This window comes from Xanthomonas sp. XNM01 (genome assembly GCF_014851915.1).
Lineage (GTDB): Bacteria > Pseudomonadota > Gammaproteobacteria > Xanthomonadales > Xanthomonadaceae > Pseudoxanthomonas.
In genome coordinates, this window is record NZ_JACVAP010000009.1 from 30,096 (window position 1) to 49,228 (window position 19,133).

The 19,133-nt window shown below is 69.8% G+C and carries 19 protein-coding genes; 12 read left to right on the plus strand and 7 right to left on the minus strand.

The features are described from left to right. Nucleotides 1-3 precede the first annotated feature (3 nt). The 7 genes from IB242_RS20120 to IB242_RS20150 all read left to right on the plus strand — a co-directional run bounded on the left by IB242_RS20120 (nt 4) and on the right by IB242_RS20150 (nt 7,012). Nucleotides 4-1,194 carry an NAD(P)/FAD-dependent oxidoreductase gene (locus IB242_RS20120; RefSeq protein ID WP_192283712.1) on the plus strand — a complete coding sequence of 397 codons (1,191 nt, stop codon included), beginning with the start codon at nt 4-6 and terminating at the stop codon, nt 1,192-1,194. 373 nt (nt 1,195-1,567) lie between these two features. Then, nucleotides 1,568-2,050 carry a YetF domain-containing protein gene (locus IB242_RS20125; RefSeq protein ID WP_192283714.1) on the plus strand — a complete coding sequence of 161 codons (483 nt, stop codon included), beginning with the start codon at nt 1,568-1,570 and terminating at the stop codon, nt 2,048-2,050. 122 nt (nt 2,051-2,172) lie between these two features. Beyond that, nucleotides 2,173-2,496 carry a hypothetical protein gene (locus IB242_RS20130; RefSeq protein ID WP_225540897.1) on the plus strand — a complete coding sequence of 108 codons (324 nt, stop codon included), beginning with the start codon at nt 2,173-2,175 and terminating at the stop codon, nt 2,494-2,496. A 152-nt stretch (nt 2,497-2,648) separates the two neighbouring features. Further along, nucleotides 2,649-3,959, plus strand: a complete 1,311-nt coding sequence (locus IB242_RS20135; RefSeq protein WP_192283716.1) for a histidine kinase — start codon at nt 2,649-2,651, stop codon at nt 3,957-3,959. Beyond that, nucleotides 3,952-4,722 (plus strand): LytTR family DNA-binding domain-containing protein, encoded by a 771-nt coding sequence (locus tag IB242_RS20140; protein ID WP_192283718.1) that lies wholly within the window; start codon nt 3,952-3,954, stop codon nt 4,720-4,722. Before IB242_RS20135 ends, IB242_RS20140 begins: the two co-directional genes overlap by 8 nt. 31 nt (nt 4,723-4,753) lie before the next feature. After that, nucleotides 4,754-5,131, plus strand: coding sequence for a hypothetical protein (locus tag IB242_RS20145; RefSeq protein WP_192283720.1), 378 nt, complete (start codon nt 4,754-4,756; stop codon nt 5,129-5,131). 243 nt (nt 5,132-5,374) lie between these two features. Beyond that, on the plus strand, nt 5,375-7,012 hold the full coding sequence (locus tag IB242_RS20150) for a Na+/H+ antiporter (RefSeq protein ID WP_192283722.1): 1,638 nt from the start codon (nt 5,375-5,377) through the stop codon (nt 7,010-7,012). Here the strand turns inward: IB242_RS20150 and IB242_RS20155 are convergent. The 3 genes from IB242_RS20155 to IB242_RS20165 all read right to left on the minus strand — a co-directional run bounded on the left by IB242_RS20155 (nt 7,003) and on the right by IB242_RS20165 (nt 11,068). Further along, nucleotides 7,003-7,809 (minus strand): hypothetical protein, encoded by an 807-nt coding sequence (locus tag IB242_RS20155; RefSeq protein WP_343237187.1) that lies wholly within the window; start codon nt 7,807-7,809, stop codon nt 7,003-7,005. The genes IB242_RS20150 and IB242_RS20155 overlap by 10 nt on opposite strands. Nucleotides 7,810-7,862: 53 nt before the next feature. Further along, nucleotides 7,863-10,022: a phosphoglycerol transferase I gene (locus tag IB242_RS20160; RefSeq protein WP_192283724.1), complete on the minus strand. Its 2,160-nt coding sequence runs from the start codon at nt 10,020-10,022 to the stop codon at nt 7,863-7,865. Nucleotides 10,023-10,174: 152 nt separating this feature from the next. Next, nucleotides 10,175-11,068 carry a LysR family transcriptional regulator gene (locus tag IB242_RS20165; protein ID WP_192283726.1) on the minus strand — a complete coding sequence of 298 codons (894 nt, stop codon included), beginning with the start codon at nt 11,066-11,068 and terminating at the stop codon, nt 10,175-10,177. 116 nt (nt 11,069-11,184) lie between these two features. On the opposite strand from IB242_RS20165, the gene IB242_RS20170 reads away from it, so the two are divergent. Beyond that, a complete protein-coding gene (locus tag IB242_RS20170) occupies nt 11,185-11,973 on the plus strand; it encodes a class III extradiol ring-cleavage dioxygenase (protein WP_192283728.1) in 789 nt (262 codons plus the stop codon). Between the two features lie 52 nt (nt 11,974-12,025). Here the strand turns inward: IB242_RS20170 and IB242_RS20175 are convergent, their stop codons facing one another. The 3 genes from IB242_RS20175 to msrB all read right to left on the minus strand — a co-directional run bounded on the left by IB242_RS20175 (nt 12,026) and on the right by msrB (nt 14,582). Then, the gene (locus IB242_RS20175) at nt 12,026-13,399 is read right to left on the minus strand and encodes an MFS transporter (protein ID WP_192283730.1); all 1,374 of its coding nucleotides are present in this window, start codon (nt 13,397-13,399) and stop codon (nt 12,026-12,028) included. A gap of 260 nt (nt 13,400-13,659) precedes the next feature. Beyond that, a complete protein-coding gene (locus IB242_RS20180) occupies nt 13,660-14,034 on the minus strand; it encodes a YciI family protein (RefSeq protein ID WP_192283732.1) in 375 nt (124 codons plus the stop codon). 83 nt (nt 14,035-14,117) lie between these two features. Beyond that, on the minus strand, nt 14,118-14,582 hold the full coding sequence (msrB, locus tag IB242_RS20185) for a peptide-methionine (R)-S-oxide reductase MsrB (protein WP_192283734.1): 465 nt from the start codon (nt 14,580-14,582) through the stop codon (nt 14,118-14,120). Between the two features lie 222 nt (nt 14,583-14,804). Between msrB and IB242_RS20190 the strand changes: the two genes are divergently transcribed. Then, nucleotides 14,805-15,209, plus strand: a complete 405-nt coding sequence (locus IB242_RS20190; RefSeq protein WP_192283743.1) for a host attachment protein — start codon at nt 14,805-14,807, stop codon at nt 15,207-15,209. An 89-nt stretch (nt 15,210-15,298) separates the two neighbouring features. On the opposite strand, the gene IB242_RS20195 is transcribed toward IB242_RS20190, so the two are convergent. Next, complete coding sequence (locus tag IB242_RS20195; RefSeq protein ID WP_192283745.1) at nt 15,299-15,862, minus strand: DUF3016 domain-containing protein; 564 nt, start codon at nt 15,860-15,862, stop codon at nt 15,299-15,301. Nucleotides 15,863-16,046: 184 nt separating this feature from the next. On the opposite strand from IB242_RS20195, the gene yedA reads away from it, so the two are divergent. The 3 genes from yedA (at nt 16,047) to IB242_RS20210 (ending at nt 18,987) form a co-directional block, all read left to right on the plus strand. Beyond that, on the plus strand, nt 16,047-16,946 hold the full coding sequence (yedA, locus tag IB242_RS20200) for a drug/metabolite exporter YedA (protein ID WP_192283747.1): 900 nt from the start codon (nt 16,047-16,049) through the stop codon (nt 16,944-16,946). Then, complete coding sequence (rarD, locus tag IB242_RS20205) at nt 16,943-17,863, plus strand: EamA family transporter RarD (RefSeq protein WP_192283749.1); 921 nt, start codon at nt 16,943-16,945, stop codon at nt 17,861-17,863. Before yedA ends, rarD begins: the two co-directional genes overlap by 4 nt. A gap of 245 nt (nt 17,864-18,108) precedes the next feature. Continuing rightward, on the plus strand, nt 18,109-18,987 hold the full coding sequence (locus IB242_RS20210; protein WP_192283751.1) for a hypothetical protein: 879 nt from the start codon (nt 18,109-18,111) through the stop codon (nt 18,985-18,987). The last annotated feature ends 146 nt before the right edge of the window (nt 18,988-19,133 follow it).

A 19,133-nucleotide genomic window follows, 5' to 3' on the forward strand; every position in this document is an offset into this window, starting at 1 on the left:
CCGATGTCCCGCGAGTACGACGCGCTGGTGATCGGCGCCGGTGCGGCCGGGCTGATGGCGGCGATCAGCGCCGGCCAGCGCGGTCTGCGCGTGCTGGTGCTGGAAAGCGCCAACAAGCCGGGCAAGAAGATCCTGATGTCCGGCGGCGGGCGCTGCAACTTCACCAACACCGGCACCACCCACGCCAACTACCTGTCGGCCAACCCGCATTTCTGCAAGTCGGCGCTGGCCCGCTATACGCCGTGGCACTTCATCGAGCTGGTCGAACGCCATCGCATCGCCTACCACGAGAAGACCCTGGGCCAGCTGTTCTGCGACGAGTCGGCCAAGCTGATCGTGCGGATGCTGCTGAACGAATGCGCGGCCGCCGGTGTCGAGGTGCGCACCTCGGCCGCGGTCGAGCAGGTGGACGTCGCCGATGATGGTCGCTTCCAGGTGCGCAGCTCGCAGGGCGGGTTCATTGCATCGGCGCTGGTGATCGCCAGCGGCGGGCTGTCGATTCCATCGCTGGGCGGCAGCGCCATCGGCTACACGCTGGCGCGCCAGTTCGGTCACACGCTGCTGCCGACCCGCGCCGGCCTGGTGCCGCTGACCCTGAGTGGCCGCCACCAGGAGCGGCTGCAGGATCTGAGCGGCGTCGCGCTGCCGGTGGAGGCCAGCTGCAACGGCCGCAGTTTCAGCGAGGCGATGCTGTTCACCCATCGCGGCGTCAGCGGCCCGGCGATCCTGCAGATCTCCTCGTACTGGCATCCCGGCGACACCGTGCAGCTGGACCTGCTGCCCGGCCGCGACGCGCTGGACTGGCTGCGCGGGCAGCAGTTGCAGCGGCCCGATGCCGAACTGAAAACGGTGCTGGCCGAGGTGCTGCCACGCCGTTTCGCGGTGCGCCTGTGCGAGATGTGGCTGCCGAACAGGCCGATGCGCCAGTACGACCCGCCGCAGCTGCGCGAGGCCGCGGCGCTGCTGCAGGCCTGGCCGCTGGTGGCCAGCGGCACCGAAGGCTATCGCACCGCCGAGGTGACGCTGGGCGGGGTGGACACCGATGGCGTGTCGTCGAGCACGTTCCAGTCCAGACACGTGCCGAACCTGCATTTCGTCGGCGAGGTGCTGGATGTGACCGGCTGGCTGGGCGGCTACAACTTCCAGTGGGCGTGGGCCTCGGGCCATGCCGCTGGGCAGGCGCTGCTGGCGTAGCGGGCGCGTGGCATCGCGTCGTGCGGCTGCCATCGCGCTGGATGCGGCTGCGGTCGCACGGCCGTCGAACCCGGGATCGCGGACGGCAGCGGCGCTGATCGGAGCGGTGGCCCGCGTTTGGCCTGCTCCCGGTACCGGCGCGCATCGCATCGCACGCATCCACGGGCGGTTGCCCGATGCCTGCCCCGTCGCCGGAACGCCGACGCATCCGCTCTTCCGGGCTTGGCGATGACGCCTGCCATGTCGGCCCTGCAGCCGTTGCCGCACCCGACGCGGCGGGGATGCGGCCGCAGGCGGTGTCCGCCCGGCCGGTTCACCACGGGTTGACGGCAGCGGCGCCTCAATGGCGCATCGCCGGCCTGCGGAACGCACCATGCTCGAGAGCCTGTTCGAACTCGCCATGCCCTGGTGGGAGTTCGTGATCCGTGCGATCGCGGTCTACGTGGTCGTGCTGCTGCTGGTGCGCCTCACCGGCAAGCGTGCGGTCGGCCAGTTCACGCCATTCGACCTGCTGCTGGTGGTGCTGCTGGGCACCGCGGTGCAGAACTCGCTGATCGGCGAGGACGTGTCGCTGCTCGGCGGCCTGATCCTGGCGGCCACGCTGCTGGCGCTGAACTGGATCGTCGGCGCGCTGACCGCGCGTTTCCCGGGCCTGGACCGCATCGTCGAAGGCGAGCCGGTGCTGCTGGCGCGCGACGGGCAGGTGTTCGAACGCGTGCTGCGCCGGCAGAACGTCAGCCATGCCGACTTCGAAGGCGCCAAGCGCCGGGCCGAATGCGACAGCGATGCCGACATCGCCCTGGCGGTGCTGGAGACCTCCGGCGAGATCACCCTGATCCGCAAGGCCAGAGACTGAACCTTTCATCCGGCACGGGCGCGACGCGCAGGTTTTTCACCGCCGCGCGACGCCGCCGTTGCGAGCCTGCCTGCCCGACGCGCGCCCACGGCCGATGCGGCCATCTGCTGGAAGCTCCGCCCATGACGCAGTCCGCCCACGGCCGCGAGGCCGTCATGATCGACATCGATCGCGAACGCGCGCATTGGCTGCCGCGGTACCCCGGGCTTCCGCGCGCCCGCGCGATGCGCAGCTTCGCCCGCTACTGGCCGGTGCTGTGCGCGGCCTACGACGCCTGGCTCAACCAGCCGCACGCCGGCTACGAGGAGCGGTTGGCGGCCTTCCTGCTGCGCGAGGCGGTGGTCGCCAGCCCGCTGACCGAAGCCGAGGCCGGGCAGGTGTTCCGTCGTGTCTGGGAGCGGATCGAGGGCGAGGCGCCACCTGAGGCGTCGCCGGCCCCGGCCTGAGGCCGGCATCGGCCGCGGGCGGACGGCCCCCGCGGTCTCCGTGCCGGCCCATGCCGGTTCCGTCGGCCCGTGGCCGGTTTCGTCGCACGCCCCCTTCCGCCGGCCCCGGTGGTCGCTATGCTCGCCGCACCTGATCGATGTGGTGGTGCCGCGTGTCTTCCAGCCTGTTCCTGGTCTTCCGGATCCTCTTCGCCTGGTTCATGGCGATCCTGCTGGTCGGGATGGTCTGGTCCGGCCTGTTCGGCGACACCGGCGGCCTGTTCTGGATGCTGGCGCTGGGCACGATCATCGTCGCCTTCCTCAGCGCGATCACCCATCTGCGGCGGACCCGCCTGATCGCCGGTCACCTGGATGCGGCCACGCTGAGCAGCCACCAGCAGCGCCGGATCGAGCTGCCGCTGGATACCGACGCCGCGTTCGCGGTGATCGAGTCGGCGGTCCGCGAGCTGCCGCGGGTGGAGGAGGTCGAGCCGCAACGCGGCAGCCTGCAGATCCGCGCCAAGGTGCGCCGCAGCGATCCGTTCGGCGGGCGCCAGCCGTCGCGCTGGAACCTGCTGGCGCGCTTCGCCGTGCATCACGACAAGGTGCTGGCCACCGTGCAGCCCGGCGAGGGCACCAGCGGCGTGACCCTGCTGTGCGAGCCGGATGCGCCGCACTGGCTGGACCTGTTCGCGCTGGACGAGGGCAGCAACTACGAGAACGCCGAGGCGCTGCTGCGCGCGCTCTCGCGCCGGGTCGCCGCCAACCGCCGCGACGAGCAGGATGCGGCCGAGCGCCAGGCCACCGACAACGCGCTGACCGTGGCCCGCCTGAACCTGCTGCAGGCCCAGGTCGAGCCGCACTTCCTCTACAACACGCTGGCCAACGCGCAGGTGCTGGCGCGCACCGATCCGCCGCGCGCCGAGCAGATGCTCGGCCACCTGATCCAGTACCTGCGCCGCTCGCTGCCGCGCGACGGCGATGCGCTGTCGACCCTGGGCGAGGAGCTGGAGCGCACCCGCGCCTACCTGGAAATCCTCAAGATCCGCATGGGCGCGCGGCTGCAGTCGCAGTTCGACATTCCCGAAGCGCTGCTGGCCACGCCGATGCCGTCGATGGTGCTGCAGACCCTGGTCGAGAACGCGATCAAGCACGGGCTGGAGCCCAAGACCGGCGGTGGCACCGTGTGGGTGCTGGCGCGGCGCATGGACGACCACGTCACCGTCACCGTGGCCGACGATGGCCAGGGCTTCGGCAGCAGCACCGCCGGCACTGGCATCGGCCTGAAGAACCTGCGCGAGCGGCTCAGCCTGACCTACGGCGCCAACGCGACGTTTTCCATCGTGTCCAACTTCCCCAGCGGCGTCGCCGCGACGCTGAGCCTGCCGCCCGCCACGGCGCCGGCCGTGCGGACGCCGCCGTCTGCCGCAACCCCGCCGGTGGCCCAGCCGCCGGCCCTGCCCGGAGTCGACTCCCATGCTTGAGTGCGTCATCGCCGAAGACGAGGAACTGCTGCGCACCTCGCTGATGCTGCTGCTGGGAGAGGTCTGGCCCGGGCTGCGGATCGTCGCCGAATGCGAGGACGGTGCCGGTGCGCTGGAGGCCATCGCGCTGCACAAGCCGGACGTGGCCTTCCTCGACATCCGCATGCCCGGGCTGACCGGCATCGAGGTCGCCGCCGCGCTGGACGAGGTCAGTCCGCGCACCCAGGTGGTCTTCGTCACCGCCTACGACCAGTACGCGATCGATGCGTTCGAGCGCGGCGCGGTCGACTACCTGCTCAAGCCGGTCGCGCGCGACCGCCTGCAGGCCACGGTGCAGCGGTTGCAGGCGCGCGCCTCGGCGGGGCGCCCGGATCCGGCGCTGCTCGACACCCTGCTGCAGCAGCTGGCGCAGCGCCCGCCGGCGGCCAACGCGAGCCCGCCGCTGGCCTGGATCACCGCCAACAACGGCCGCGAGACGCGCCTGATCATGCTCGAGGACGTCGCCTACTTCCGCGCCGACGCCAAGTACACGGTCGTGGCCACCGCCGATGGCGAGTCGCTGCTGCGGACGCCGCTGAAGGAACTGCTGGACGCGCTGGACCCGATGCAGTTCCGGCAGATCCACCGCTCGACCATCGTCAACCTCAAGGCGGTCGAATCGGTGGTGCGCGACGACACCGGCAAGGGCCGGCTGAAACTGCGCCAGCGCGACGAGGTCCTGGCGGTCAGCCAGCCCTTCATGACCCTGTTCCGCGGCATGTGAGCCGCACTTTCCCTGCAACGGAGCTGCCGCCATGCGGATCGTGACCGCCCTGATTTCCTGTCTGATGGCCCTGTCCGGCTGCGACCCCAAGCCCGGCACGACCAGCATCACCCGCTCCAGCGAGAACGGCACCCAGACGCTGTTCAGCAAGACCACGCAGCGCGACGGCGTGGCCACCTTCGAGTGCTTCGCCAGTGCCAGCGGCGACTGCCGCTACCTGGTCTACGCGGACGACTGCACCGTCGACGGAGCCGCGCCCGCCTCGCAGACCGATTGCCAGCGGCAGACGCTGGACAGCTTCGTGCTGGCGGTCGGCACGCGCCACGAGGTGCGTGGCCTGCCGGCCGGGTTCGGCCATTGCGTGGCCCAGGCCCGGAAGGGCCCCGACACGGCCGACGGCTGCGGCTGAACCCGGCCCACGCGCTGCGGCGCTGCACGGCATGCGGTCTGTACACGACCGGTGCCCGCGTGCTTCCGCCCGGCATGGGTGGCGATGACGCCAGGCGGTCCGCAGCGTCTCCACGGCGTGCGTTCGCGCGCGGGTCGTCATCGCAGGCAGCCCCGCCGCGTCGCGCGCATGGCGTGGCGATCGCCGAGGCTCCGCGCCGGAGCCGGACCGGCCGTCGGCACCGCAGGTCCTAGAATGCAGGGCATGCATTCGATCGAAATGGTGTTGGCGATGCTGCTGGCGGTGCTGGCCAGCGGCTATCTGGTGCGCGTGCTGCCCTTCGCGCTGCCGTTGCCGCTGGTGCAGATCGCGCTGGGCGCGGCGATCGCCGCGTTCTCCGACGGCGGCGTGGCGCTGGATCCCGACGTGTTCTTCCTGCTGTTCCTGCCGCCGCTGCTGTTCCTGGATGGCTGGCGCATCCCGAACGAGGGGCTCAAGCGCGACCGCCGCACCATCCTGGCCCTGGCACTGGGCCTGGTGGTGTTCACCGTGCTCGGCATCGGCCTGCTGGTGCACTGGATGATTCCGGCGATGCCGCTGGCGGTGGCGTTCGCGCTGGCGGCCATCGTCTCGCCGACCGACCCGGTCGCGGTGTCGGCGATCGCCAGCCGGGTGCCGATCCCGCGCCGTCTGATGCACATCCTGGAAGGCGAGTCGCTGCTCAACGACGCGTCCGGCCTGGTCTGCTTCCGCTTCGCCGTGGCCGCGGCACTGAGCGGCGGTTTCTCGCTGGGCGCGGCGGCCCTGACCTTCCTGTGGGTGGCGCTGGCCGGCGTGGCCATCGGCGTCGGCTTCACCCTGATGGCCACGCGCGTGCAGCACGCGCTGTCGCGCCGCTTCGGCGAAGAGGCGGGCACGCCGATCCTGATCAGCCTGCTGCTGCCGTTCGGCGCGTACCTGATCGCCGAACACCTGCAGGCGTCCGGCATCCTCGCCGCGGTCGCCGCCGGCGTGACCATGAGCCGGGTCGAACTGAGCGGGCGCACCCTGGCGACCACCCGGGTCCAGCGCACGGCGGTCTGGGACACGATCCGGTTCAGCCTCAACGGCATCATGTTCGTGCTGCTGGGCGAGCAGCTGCCGGGCATCCTCGATGGTGCCGCCACGACGGTGCGGCAGAGCGGGCACCTCAATCCCGCATGGCTGCTGGCCTATGCGCTGGCGATCAACCTGGGCCTGGCGCTGCTGCGTTTCTCGTGGGTGTGGGTGTCGGTGCGGCTGAGCCTGCTGCGCGCGCGCCGCCAGGGCGAACAGGACCGGCGCTCGCCACCCTGGCGGCTGATCGCGGCGATGTCGCTGAGCGGCGTGCGCGGCGCGATCACCCTGGCCGGCGTGCTGACCCTGCCGCTGCTCCTGCATGACGGCAGCCCGTTCCCGGCCCGCGATCTGGCGATCTTCCTGGCTGCGGCGGTGATCCTGGTCTCGCTGCTGATCGCCAGCATCGGCCTGCCGCGGCTGCTGCGCGGCCTCGAACTGGCCGAGGAGCCCGGCCACCGGCAGGAAGAGGACCTGGCCCGGCAGGAAGGGGCGAAGGCGGCGATCGGCGCGATCGAACAGGCCCAGCGTGCGCTGCCCCCGGATCCGGCCGACGCCGACCTGTACGCAAGCGCGGCGACGCGGGTGATCGCGCTGTACACGCGCCGGCTTGGACAGGACGCGGCACCGGGTGTCGATCCGGCGCTGCTGCGCCGGGCCGACCAGGCCGAGCGCACGCTGCGGCTGGCGGGGATGCGGGCCGAGCGCGAGACGGTGTTCGCCTTGGCCCGGCAGGGGCGCATCTCCGATGAAACCGCGCGCCTGCTGGTGCGCGAGATCGACCTGCTGGAGGCGCGTTACCGCTGAGCGGCGCTGAAGCCGCCGGTGGCGCGCGCAGGGCGGCCACCACGGCCGCGCCACAGCCAGACGGTCTGCACCAGCAGCACCGCGGCGATGACCGCTGCCGTCCAGGCGGCGACATCGGCCCCGGGCAGGTCCCAGTTGGCCTGCTTCACGTACACCGCCGCCAGGCCCCACAGGGCGGCGCCGGCGTAGGCGAGGTTGCCGTGCATGCGCCGGTTGAGTTCCAGCAGCACCGCGGCGGCGAGCATGAACAGGCCCAGGCTCCAGCCCAGACGCCATTCGCCGGGCAGCCATTCGTAGGCGACGATGGTCTGGGCGAGGTTGAGGAAGGCGGCCAGCGACAGCCAGCCCGCATGCAGCGACAGGGCCAGCCAGGCCAGTCGCAGTCCCTCGCCGCCGGCGGCGATCGCGCGGGTCACCTGCAGCGCGGCCCAGCCCAGGCACGCCAGCGCACCGAAGATCACCGGCAGGCAGACCCAGAACAGCCCCTGCGAGAACAGCGGCATCCACAGGGCGGTCAGCAGGAAGCCGATCACGACTGCCGGCCGGATCCGGCCCAGCGGGGCGTCGGCGCGGTGACGTCCGGCCGCCTGCTGCAGACCGTAGGCCAGGTCGAGCAGGAAGATCACGCCCCAGATCGAGAACGCGTACCCGGCCGCGACCAGCAGGGTCGGATAGCGATCGGAGATGGTGCCGTTGTCGGGGCCGAACAGGCCGCGCTGGGAGGCCCAGGCCACGAGCGGCATGGCCACGGCGGTGGCGGCGAGCAGCCACCGCATCGGTGTCGAGTGCTTGTCCATGGCCGGGCACGCTAGCGCCGCGGCCGCACAGATCACGTGAAAAGCCGCGGCGCTCAGGCGGTCGCGCAGGCGCCGCCACCGGTGCTGTCGTCGCCGACCGCGACCAGGCCGTCGTCGTCGACCACCAACTCGTCGGGCGAGGTCAGCCAGGCGCGCAGCTGCAGGTCGTCCACGTCGCGGTCCAGGCCCAGCGCCAGGCTGATCGGCAGCGCGCCGTTGCTGGCGTCCACCCACTGCCGGGCGAGCACGCGGCGGTCGCGCGCGGACACCGCCTCCAGCCAGAACGGCTGGGCCGGCATCTGCCGCGCCTGCACCTGCAGCCGGTAGCTGCCGGCGCACATCGGCCGGGCCTGGCGGCCCAGCGCGACCGACCGGCGCACGCTGGGCCTCACCTCGGCGGCGCCGGCCATCGGCGCATCCACGCTGATGCCCTTGCGCAGCTGTTCGGGCCGGTACATCCGCACCTGGTTCTTGCTGTTGACCAGCAGCGCGCACCAGCCGGCCGGCGCCTGGTCGTCGAAGGCCGCGCAGCGGTCGACGTAGGCCAGCACGTTCTCCGGTTCGCTGGTCTCGAACTGCTTGGGCGTGTCCTCCAGGTACATCGCCTTGATGTTCCACTGCGGGTCGTACTCCAGCAGCACCGGCGGCTGCACCTGCTGGTTGCCGACCAGCACGCGCTCCTCGTCGACCAGCAGCTCGCGGGTGCGCTCGCCCATCCACAGCGTGCGCGCGTAGGCCAGGTAGGGCAGGTAGTCCGCGTCCGGATCGGTGTAGGCCACGCTGGCGCTGCGGGCGACGCTGTCGGACACCAGCGAGCGGCCGAAGCCCAGTGCCTCGATCTGCGGGTCGAGCAGGTTGAGCACGGTGGCGCCGCTGTCGAGCGTGCCGCCGCCGCGGGTGACCTGCTGCGGCGCGATGTCCTTGCCCAGCACCAGCAGCAGGTTCTCGCGGTGCATGCGGTCGATCACGTGGCTGATGTGGTTGGGCATGGCCAGGTGATCGGAGGCGATCACGATCAGGGTGTCGTCGGCGTACTCGCTGTCGCGGATCTTCTGCACGAAGCGCTCGATCAGCCGGTCGCTGCACTTGATCGCATTGAGCAGGCCGATGTTGCCGTGCCGGCTGCGGTAGCGCACGTCGCGGCAGGCCACCGGCAGGTGCCCGGCCGGGTGGTGGGTGTCCATCGTCAGCGCGCTCAGCAGGAACGGCGCATCGCCCTGCGACAGCGCGACGAAGCGCTCGAAGGCCTCGTCCAGCAGCACGTCGTCGTGCACGCCCCAGTTGGAGAAGTGGCGGCGCGCCACACCCTTGTCCTCGAAGTGGCGGCGGTCCATCACCACGTCGAAGCCGTGGTTGACCAGGAAGTTGCCCTTGCCGGCGAACTCGGCGCTGGCACCCCCGAGGAATTCGGTCGCGTAGCCCTGCTGCTTGAGGTAGTCGCCCAGGCACCAGGCGTTGGGCAGGAAGCTGGCCATGCGGCCGAAGCTGTTCTCGTCCTCGCGCGCGGCGGTCAGCGGCACGCCGCACATCGAGGCGACCATGCCGGCGATGGTCCAGCCGCTGCCCTCGGGCGAGGCGATGTCGCGGAAATCCAGGCCCTCGCCGGCGAGCCTGGTCAGGTTCGGCATCAGCCCGGGAAACACCTCGTCGTCGAAGTAGGTGCGTTCCAGGCTTTCGGCGTAGATCCAGACGATGTTGCGGCGCTGCGCCAGCGGGCGGTCGGGGACCAGGTACTCGGCGGCGACCGGCGACGGATCGACCGGGCGCATGCGCTGCACCAGGCGTTCGGCATCGGCGCGCAGCGGGCTGACCAGCACCGCCGCCGCGTACACCGCGACGAAGCCGCAGAACAGCGCCACGCCCGGGCCGTTGCGATGCAGGCGGCGCAGCTTCGGCAGCGCCAGCGGCAGCAGCGAGGCCAGCAGCATGCAGGACGCGGCCACGATCAGCGGGGTGAAGTCGGCCACGCCCGCGCCTTCCATGCTGGTGCGCAGGTGGTAGAGCGTGGCGGCGTTGAGGCCATCGCCGCTGAGCCTGTCGACCAGCCACCATGCGCTCAGCGACAGCAGCAGCAGCGACAGCAACGCGGCCTTGATCCAGATCCACCTGCCGGATGCGACAACCAGACAGACCAGCACGGCCAGGGTCAGGAACAGGATCAACGTGGCACCTCGTGCGGATCGAAAACAGGAAGGCGTGCCCCGAACACGCATCTGCGGGATAGCACGTGAAATGTAAAAATGACAAAAAGGTGACACGGCGAACGTGTACCGGCGTTCAGGAAAAACACGTAGCGCGCCGGGAAATCAGACGTTTCCGTGCATGCATGCATGCGACGCGTCGCGGCTGCGCTGCCGCGGGCCGCTCACGTCGCGATGGGCGACATCGCCTCGACCAGATGATCGATGAAGCTGCGCACCTTCGGCGCCAGATGGCTGCGGCTGGCGTAGACCGCATGGATGCCGATCGGTGGAAGCGTGTACTCCGGCAGCACGCGTACCAGCCGGCCCGCGGCGACGTCCTCGCCGACCAGGAAATCGGGTTGCAGCACGATGCCCATGCCGGCCAGCGCCGCCTCGCGCAGCACGTCGCCGTTGTTGGCGCGCAGGCCGCCATCGACGCGCACCACGTGCTCGCCGTCCGCACCCTGCAGCGTCCATTCGTTGCCGCCGGACCAGTAGCTGTAGCCCAGGCACTGGTGGCCGGCCAGGTCGGCCGGCTGGCGTGGCATGCCCATCCGCTCCAGGTACGCGGGCGAAGCGCAGGGCAGGATCCGCGCCTCGCCGAGCCGGCGCGCGATCAGGGTCGGGGCCGGTGCGCGGGTGATGCGGATCGCCAGGTCGTAGCCTTCCTCGACCATGTCCACCAGGCGGTCCGACAGCGACAGGTCGATGCTCACCTGCGGATAGCGCGCGCGGTAGCCGGCCAGCACCGGCGCCAGCCTGGCGATGCCGAAACTGACCGGCGCGTTGATCCGCAGCAGGCCCGCCGGCGTCTGCGCCTGCGCACCGACCGTGGCCTCGATGTCGTCGAACTCGGCCAGCAGCTGCAGGCAGCGCTGGTAGTAGGCGGTACCGGCGCTGGTCAGGCTGATCCGCCGGGTGGTGCGGTTGAGCAGGCGGGTATCGAGCCGCTGCTCGAGCCAGGCGATCTGCCGCGTCACCCGGGCGGTGGACTGGCCGAGGGCGTCGGCGGCGGCGCTGAAGCCGTTGCGGTCGACCACGGCGATGAAGGTCCGCATCGCGTCGAGGGTGTCCATTGTTTCTCCTGGCGAAACAGTGATTGGATTTCTGTCGAGTTTATCCGCGATGGATGAGGGAATAGCCTGTCATCCCGATGCCGGCCCTGTCGTGCCGGCGCCCACGGAGGTCTTCCATGTCACGCATGCCGTCGCTCTACGTCTCGCACGGCTCGCCGATGACCGCGCTCGAGCCCGGCCTGGTCGGACAGCGCCTGGCCGAGCTCGCCCGCACCCTGCCGCGTCCGCGCGCGATCGTGGTCGCGTCCGCGCACTGGCTGGCGCGCGCGCCGCTGGTCGGTGGCGCCGCGCAGCCGGAAACCATCCACGATTTCGGCGGGTTCCCGCAGGCGCTGTTCGACATCCGGTATCCGGCGCCGGGCGATCCCGCACTGGGCGCGCGTGTGGCCGTCCTGCTGGAAGCAGCGGGGCTGGCGCCGAACATCGATCCGCGTCGCGGCCTGGACCACGGCGTCTGGGTGCCGTTGCGCCTGCTGTATCCCGATGCCGACATTCCGGTGGTGCCGGTGTCGATCCAGCCCGGGCTCGATCCGCAGCACCAGCTGCAGCTGGGCCGCGCGCTGGCGCCGCTGCGCGACGAAGGCGTGCTGGTGATCGGCTCGGGCAGCATCACCCACAACCTGCACGACTGGCGCCGCTACGACCAGGCGCGTCAGGCGCCGTACGTGCAGCCCTTCATCGACTGGGTCGAGCAGCGGCTGGCGGACGAGGACGTGGACGCACTGCTGGATTACCGCCGGCAGGCGCCGTTTGCCGAGCGGGCGCATCCGACCGACGAGCACCTGCTGCCGCTGTACGTGGCGATGGGCGCCGGCGGTACGCCGATGCGCGCGCAGCGGATCGACGCGGGCATCGACATGGGCTTCCTGGCGATGGACATCTACCGCTTCGACGGGACGCCCTGACACGACGACGCCGGCATCGGCCGGCGTCGTCGCAGTGCGCTCGGGCGGCCGGTCAGCCGCGCCGGCCGACCCGCTGGTGCATGTGCGCCTCGTCGTCCAGCCAGTTCTGGTCCTTGTTCTTCAGGAAGAACACGTAGACCACCAGCGACACCGCGATCACCGCCGTGGCATAGATCACGAAGGTCATAACGTGGCCGGACTTCAGCGCGGCCTGGTAGGCCAGCGGCGCGGTGCCGCCGAACGCGGAATTCGCCAGCGCGTAGCCCAGGCCGACGCCGAGCGCGCGCACGTGGGTCGGGAACAGCTCGGCCTTCACCACCGCGTTGATCGACGTGTAGCCGGTGAGGATCACGAAGCCGATGCCCAGGATCACGAACGCCGACAGCGCGCTGGTCTGCTGCGGCAGCGCGGTCACCAGGTACCAGGTGTAGAGCACGCCGCCGACGCCGAAGAACACCAGCAGGCTCTTGCGGCCGATGCTGTCCGACAGCCAGCCGCCGACCGGCTGCAGCAGCATCAGGAAGGTCAGCAGGCCCAGGTTGATCCAGGTGCCGACGATCTCGTCGTCGCCGGCGAACGCGGTCTGGATCATCTTCGGGCCGTTGACCGAGTACGCGTAGAACGCGAGCGTGCCGCCGGCGGTGATCAGGAAGCACAGCAGCAGCGGACGCCACTGGTTGACGAACAGCTCGCGCAGCGAGCCGCTGGCCTGGGCGCCACCGGACCTGGCCGCTTCGATCGATGCGACCTCCAGCGATTCGTCCATGGTCCGGCGCAGCCAGAACACCACGATCGCCGCGGCGCCGCCGATGCCGAACGCCACGCGCCAGCCCCATTCGGAGATCTGCGAGGTGTCGAACGCCAGCAGCATCGCCAGCAGCGTGGCCTGCGCCAGCACGTGGCCGCCGACCAGGGTCACGTAGTGGAACGAGGACAGGAAGCCGCGGCGGCCGGGGATCGCGGCCTCGGACATGTAGGTCGCGCTGGCGCCGTACTCGCCGCCGGTGGCGAAGCCCTGCAGCAGGCGCGCCATCAGCAGGATGATCGGCGCGGCGATGCCGATCGTCGCCACGGTGGGCGTGATCGCGATGATGAACGAGCACGCGGCCATCACCGACACCGACACCGTCAGCGCCAGGCGCCGGCCGTAGCGGTCGGCGAAGCGGCCGAAGTACCAGGCGCCGATCGGGCGCATCAGGAAGGTCATCGCGAAGATGCCCCACACGTACAGCGTGGCGTTCTTGTCCTCGGGCGAGAAGAACTGCGATTCGAAGTACTTGGCGAACACCGAGTAGACGTAGACGTCGTACCACTCGACCAGATTGCCGGCCGAGCCCTTCAGCGTGTTGGAGACCGAGCGGCGCAGGCTGGCGGGACGCGCCGCGGTGGCGCCGGCCGGCGCGGCGGCGTGCGTGGGGGAGGTCATGGGGGAGGCCTCGTGAGAAAACGGGGGCCGAGTATATGAGCCGTGTGTGTGCTCGAACGCGTGAAGAACGCCGGATCGGCCCGGCCTACGACCAATGTGTTAGCTGCACGCCGCGGATCCGTGACGCGCATGCCGCCGCGCACGCCGCCGGCGTGCCCGGCATCTGGAACGCGCGTGCACGGGCCTCGTCGCCGCGGCGTGTTCGTCCGCCGCGCATGTGGAGCGGCATGCCGCAACGCGGCGTGCGGGTGGTGCGTGGGTCAGGCGCCGACGCGGACGCGTTCGTGTTCGAGGTCGTCCAGCGGGCGCACTTCCATGCTGCCGTAGCGTGCCCACGGGAAGTCGTGTGCGATGGCCACCGCTTCCTCGAGCGTGTCGACCTCGAGGATGTTCACGCCTCCGAGCAGCTCCTTGGTTTCGGCGAACGGCCCGTCGAACACGCTGGGGCGCCCTTCGCGGATGCGCACCGTGCGTGCCTGCACGGCCGGCTGCAGCTTCTGCGATCCCAGCAGCTTGCCGTCGGCACGCAGCGCATCGGCGTGGTGGATGCAGTCGCGCATCAGCCGGTCGTACTCCTCCGCCGGCAGCGCCTGCAGCAGGGCGGGGTCGGTGTAGACCAGCAGGGCGAACTTCATGGCGCGGCATCCGTCGGCGGGCAGGCTGCCTGTGTACCGGAAGGCGGAGGCGCTGCCAACCCGCGCTGCCGCCGGTGCCGCATTCAGGCGGGGCCGGTCTCGGCGCCGCCGCGCTGCAGCGGGTCCGGCAGCGGTTCGCCATCGCCGGTGAAGGAGAGCGAGACCGAGTTCAGGCAGTGGCGCTCGCCGGTCGGCGGCGGGCCATCGGGAAACACGTGGCCGAGGTGGCTGCCGCAGCGTGCGCAGACGATCTCGGTCCGGATCATGCCGTGGCTGATGTCGCGGATGCGGCCGATGTGGGACTCGTCGTACGGCGCGAAGAAGCTCGGCCAGCCGGTGCCGGAATCGAACTTGCTGCTCGAGCGGAACAGCGGCAGCCCGCACAGCCTGCAGCAGTAGGTGCCTTCGCGCTTGTTGTCGAGGAACACGCCGCAGAACGGCGCTTCGGTTCCGTGCTGGAGCAGCACGCGGCGCTCGTCGGCGGACAGGCCGGCGGCCAGCGCATCGCGTTGCGCGGCAGTGGGCGGGGTGAGGTCGAAGCGGCTCATCGGCGGTTCCCTGTTCGAGGCATGCGGGCATGGTGCATGCGGGCGTGATGGAGAAGATGGAGGCGGCGCATCCGGAAGCAAGCACGTGCGCGACGGCGCACTGGCGACGGACGGAATCATGACATCGCCTGCGCACATCCCTAACACCGGCGTGCCTAGGCTGCGGTTGCATCCCCGCAACGCGGCGATCGCCTTCCACATGCCAACACCCGAGGAGACGACATGCGCAGGATTCCCAAAGAAGCCCTGGTCCTGGTGGCCGACGGAGCTTCGGCCCGGCTGTTCCGCAACCTTGGCAGCGAGACCGGAGCGGTCAAGCTGCATCAGGAGGAAAGCCTGACCCTCGATCCTGCCGAAGGGGAGATGCCGGCGGTGCTGCCGGCGGACGTGCCACCCAAGGAGGTGGATGAGGCCTCGTTCGCGCGCCAGCTCGCCAAGCGCCTGAACGAGGACGCGCTGGGCGGCCGCTACGCGCATCTGGTGCTGGTGGCCGAGCCCCAGACCCTGGGCCAGATCCGGCCGCTGCTGCACGAGGAAACGAAGGCGCGGGTCGCCGCGGAACTGGCGAAGAACTTCACCAACGCCCGCCGCGAGGACATCGAACGCGCCCTGGCTCCGGAGTTCTGACGCGCACGTGCGGTACCGGCGGTCCGTCGCCTGGCGGCGGACCGCAGGAGCGGCACGCGACACCCGGTCGCGTGCCGCGCCCGCAACGATCAGCGGCTGGTGACCGACCGGTCGACCGGGATCTCGCGCCGCAGCCAGTCGTCGAGCATCCGCTTTTCGTAGCGCAGCGCATCGGTGTCGGTGCTGCGCACGTTCTGCAGATAGCTCGAGTCGCGGAGCTTGCGCTCGCCCTCCGCCACCACCTGGCCGTCGGTATCGGTGATGCGGAAATTCAGGCTGATCTGCGGCGGGTACATGTCGCGCATGATGCGGACGGAGTCGTAGCGCACGCCCAGCCATGGCTCGTAGCGGCCGGCACGCTGGATGTCGGTGATCGTGACATCCATGCGCTGGCCCTCCGGCAGGCGCTTGTCGGCGCGGTCCTGCAGATAGCTGGCGATCTGGGTGACCCAGTCGCCGCGCTCGGCTTCCCAGCGGTTGCCGCTGTAGAGGATGTCGGAGAAGCGGGCGGGGTCGCTCCACTCCACGCTCACCGCCTTGCCATCGGCCGGCAGGGCGCGCGGCAGGTCGGGATCGGTGACCTGGCGGGCCGCCTGGGCGGGCAGGGCCACAAGCGGGAGCAGAAGGGCGAGTGTCAGTGCCTGGAGTTTCATCGTCGTGACCTCATCAGCGGACAGGGCGATTCTGCGCCTGCCAGGCTGACCGGGGAAGCAACGCGGCCCGGGCCCGGCAGCAGGCCAGGGCCGGCCGCGGCGCAACGCTGATTTGCACCAGCAGGGTGCGGCCGTGGCGGTGGGCTGGATTAGAATTGCGCGGTCCCGCCCGGCGTTCTCCCCCATGTCCGCTTCCCCGCAGGCCCCGGCCCATGCCGCCGGCCTGGCTGTCGCTGTCGCCCTGACCCTGGTCTACGTGGTCTGGGGCTCGACCTATCTCGCGATCCGCTTCGCCCTGGAGGGCGGCTGGCCGCCGCTGACGGCCGTGTCCGGCGGGCGCTTCATCCTCGCCGGCGGCCTGATGTACGCCTTCCTGCGCTGGCGTGGACACGCTGCGCCGACCCGCGCCCAGTGGAAGAACCTGGCGGTGATGGGCGCGCTGCTGTTGCTGCTGGGCAACGGCATGGTGGTGCTGGCCGAGCAGAGCGTGTCCTCGGGCCTGGCCGCGGTGGCGGTGGCCTCGGTGCCGCTGTGGATGGCGCTGTTCGGGGTGATCTTCGGCCAGCGCCCGAGCCGCATCGAATGGCTGGGCCTGGCGGTCGGCTTCGCCGGCGTGGTCTGGCTGAACTCGGGCAGCAGCCTGTCGGCCAGCCCGACCGGCCTGGTCCTGCTGCTGATCGCGCCGATCGGCTGGGCATTCGGCTCGGTCTGGTCGCGCGGCCGCGACCTGCCGTCGCCGTTCATCACCGCGGCCGGGCAGATGCTCTGCGGCGGCGTGCTGCTGGTCGCGGTCGGCCTGCTGCGCGGCGAGTCCTTCACCACCGCGCCGACCCCGCACGGCATCGCCGCGCTGGCCTACCTGGCGGTGTTCGGCTCCATCGTGGCCTTCACCGCCTACGTCTGGCTGCTGCACCACGTGCGCCCGGTGCTGGTCAGCAGTTACGCCTACGTCAATCCGGTGATCGCGGTGGCGCTGGGCGTATGGCTGGCGCACGAGCGGTTCACCGCGCACGACGTCGGCGCGATGGTGGTGATCCTGTCCGGCGTGGTGGTGATCAGCCTGGCCCGGGTGCTGCGCCGATGAATGTCGCGACGCAGACGGACGGCATCGACCGTCGCGGCCTGGCGGTCACCGCCGGCACCTTCGTGCTGTGGGGCGTGGTGCCGCTGTACTGGCATCTGCTCAAGGTCGTGCCGGCCATGCAGATCATGGCCCACCGTGTGATCTGGAGCACCGTGCTGGTGGTCGGCTGGCTGCTGCTGCGCGGCGGCCTGGGCTGGCTGCGCACGATCGCCGCGCAGCCGCGCGCGCTGCCGGCGCTCGCCCTGAGCAGCGTCGTGATCGCCTTCAACTGGGCGCTGTACATCTGGGCGGTCAACGCCGGCCATGTGGTCGAGACCAGCCTGGGCTACTTCATCAATCCGCTGATCAACGTGGTCATCGGCGTGCTGGTGCTGGGTGAGCGCCTGCGCCGCCTGCAGTGGCTGGCGATCGGCTGCGCCGCGGTCGGCGTGGCCTGGCTGACCTGGCAGGCCGGCTCGCCGCCGTGGATCGCGCTGGGCTTGGCGGTGTCGTTCGCGCTGTACGGGCTGGTGCGCAAGCTGGTGTCGGTCGATCCGGTCGGCGGGCTGGGCGTGGAAAGCCTGTTCCTGGTGCTGCCGGCGCTGGCCTACCTGGGCTGGGCCGAGGCCGGGCACGGCGGCGGCTTCACCGGCGAATGGAGCCTGGGCACCGACCTGCTGCTGGTGTTCGGCGGCGTGGTCACCGCGGTACCGCTGATCGGCTTCGCCTACGGCGTGCGCCGGATCCCGCTGTCGGTGGTCGGCCTGCTGCAGTACATCGCACCGACGATGGTGCTGCTGCTCGGCGTGTGGTTCTTCCACGAACCCTTCGACGCCGCGCGTGCGCTGGGCTTCGGCGCGATCTGGCTGGGCCTGGCGGTGTATGCCGGCGAAGGGCTGTGGCGCAGCTGGAAGGTGCCTGGCCGCGTAGTGCGTTAACGGGACGTACCGAAGCAGGTGCGGCGCTGCCGCACCCGTTACGCCCTCGCTTTCGCGGGCGTATCCAATATGGCCTCTTCAACGTCGGATAACACTGCCGGCGTTGATGGCTGTCGTATCTACTCCCGCCCGGCAACGCATTGATTTCGGGTGGGGTTTGCCCGATAGGCAAACAGGGATGGATCGGGGATACTCGGCGCTACGCCGCTGGGGAGCGGTCCAATAGTAGTTAGACGCTCAGACTTATGGATCCGGTGCCGTCGAATATTTCAAAGACCTACCCAAAGCGCGGGCCGCTACAGCAGTTCCGCCTTTCTGAGGGAGCAGCTTTTAGATGCTTTCGGTGTGGTGAAGCAAAGAAATCGAAGCTGATCACTCTGTACTCAAGCGATTGGTCGAGAAAGCTTTGCAACGGATGCTATGGACGGTTGCTATCTCTATACGAGATCAAGGCCGGCACAGCCACAGACGATTTGCGCGCAGAGCAACTGGCTGAAGCACTTCTCTCGCTGGTTTCTGCTGATCAGTTGCGCCAGGCCGAAAGAACTTTCCGGGCTTCAGAGAAGCGCGCTGAAGTGCTGGCTCCACATTCATTGCGCTTTGTGGCGACTGCGGAGCACGTTGCTACCCAACTTGAGTCGGACCCGCAACTTGAATGGTCTCCGGCTGTAATTGGCCTGTGCAAAGCGGTTGAGGCTGAAGTTGTTAGCCGCATTCTAATACCGCTCGCGCTCTTGACAGCCAATCAAGACCTAAGCGATGACAAGAAGGATAAGGACATTGGTCGCATAGCGGCCTATTGCATTGACACAGAACGAAAGCCCCCCGAACTGGGTACGTTCGCTCACTTCCTTCAAACGGTCATTCATAGCAAAGACCGACGTGAAACTAGCACCTTGATTCGTTGCTTTCTTGAGCTCACTAGAAAGTGGACCGGCTCTACTTGGATCCTCGATCCTCAAGGGCTTCGTTACGCATTGGCAATCCTCACAGCAAGCTATAGAAATCGTGCCGCGCACATTGACGAACTTTCAAGACAAGACTACGCGGATTGCCGCCAGCACACTTTCGGCAAAGAAGGACTTGTATGGCAGCTCGTCGTCTCGACGGAAACGCACAAGTGATTCCCGCCGCGTCTAACAGTTCATGTATGGACTCCCTTTGCAACAGCACACAGCGTGATCATTGACGGGCGAAGCGGATCGGTTGCAGTCGTGTATTCGGCCTTGGGGTGAGCGCGGAGCGCTCGGGCCATCATGAAATCCGCGGA

Bases quoted from the DNA above. Each gene is read 5' to 3' on its own strand.
- IB242_RS20170 (WP_192283728.1), top strand. From the start codon at position 11,185: ATGTCACGCATGCCGTCGCTCTACGTCTCGCACGGCTCGCCGATGACC.
- IB242_RS20140 (WP_192283718.1), top strand. From the start codon at position 3,952: ATGCTTGAGTGCGTCATCGCCGAAGACGAGGAACTGCTGCGCACCTCG.
- msrB (WP_192283734.1), bottom strand. From the start codon at position 14,582: ATGAGCCGCTTCGACCTCACCCCGCCCACTGCCGCGCAACGCGATGCG.
- IB242_RS20125 (WP_192283714.1), top strand. From the start codon at position 1,568: ATGCTCGAGAGCCTGTTCGAACTCGCCATGCCCTGGTGGGAGTTCGTG.
- IB242_RS20165 (WP_192283726.1), bottom strand. From the start codon at position 11,068: ATGGACACCCTCGACGCGATGCGGACCTTCATCGCCGTGGTCGACCGC.
- IB242_RS20160 (WP_192283724.1), bottom strand. From the start codon at position 10,022: ATGCGTGTTCGGGGCACGCCTTCCTGTTTTCGATCCGCACGAGGTGCC.
- IB242_RS20150 (WP_192283722.1), top strand. From the start codon at position 5,375: ATGCATTCGATCGAAATGGTGTTGGCGATGCTGCTGGCGGTGCTGGCC.
- IB242_RS20130 (WP_225540897.1), top strand. From the start codon at position 2,173: ATGACGCAGTCCGCCCACGGCCGCGAGGCCGTCATGATCGACATCGAT.
- IB242_RS20145 (WP_192283720.1), top strand. From the start codon at position 4,754: ATGCGGATCGTGACCGCCCTGATTTCCTGTCTGATGGCCCTGTCCGGC.
- IB242_RS20190 (WP_192283743.1), top strand. From the start codon at position 14,805: ATGCGCAGGATTCCCAAAGAAGCCCTGGTCCTGGTGGCCGACGGAGCT.
- yedA (WP_192283747.1), top strand. From the start codon at position 16,047: ATGTCCGCTTCCCCGCAGGCCCCGGCCCATGCCGCCGGCCTGGCTGTC.
- rarD (WP_192283749.1), top strand. From the start codon at position 16,943: ATGAATGTCGCGACGCAGACGGACGGCATCGACCGTCGCGGCCTGGCG.
- IB242_RS20120 (WP_192283712.1), top strand. From the start codon at position 4: ATGTCCCGCGAGTACGACGCGCTGGTGATCGGCGCCGGTGCGGCCGGG.
- IB242_RS20210 (WP_192283751.1), top strand. From the start codon at position 18,109: ATGGATCCGGTGCCGTCGAATATTTCAAAGACCTACCCAAAGCGCGGG.
- IB242_RS20175 (WP_192283730.1), bottom strand. From the start codon at position 13,399: ATGACCTCCCCCACGCACGCCGCCGCGCCGGCCGGCGCCACCGCGGCG.
- IB242_RS20155 (WP_343237187.1), bottom strand. From the start codon at position 7,809: ATGGACAAGCACTCGACACCGATGCGGTGGCTGCTCGCCGCCACCGCC.
- IB242_RS20180 (WP_192283732.1), bottom strand. From the start codon at position 14,034: ATGAAGTTCGCCCTGCTGGTCTACACCGACCCCGCCCTGCTGCAGGCG.
- IB242_RS20195 (WP_192283745.1), bottom strand. From the start codon at position 15,862: ATGAAACTCCAGGCACTGACACTCGCCCTTCTGCTCCCGCTTGTGGCC.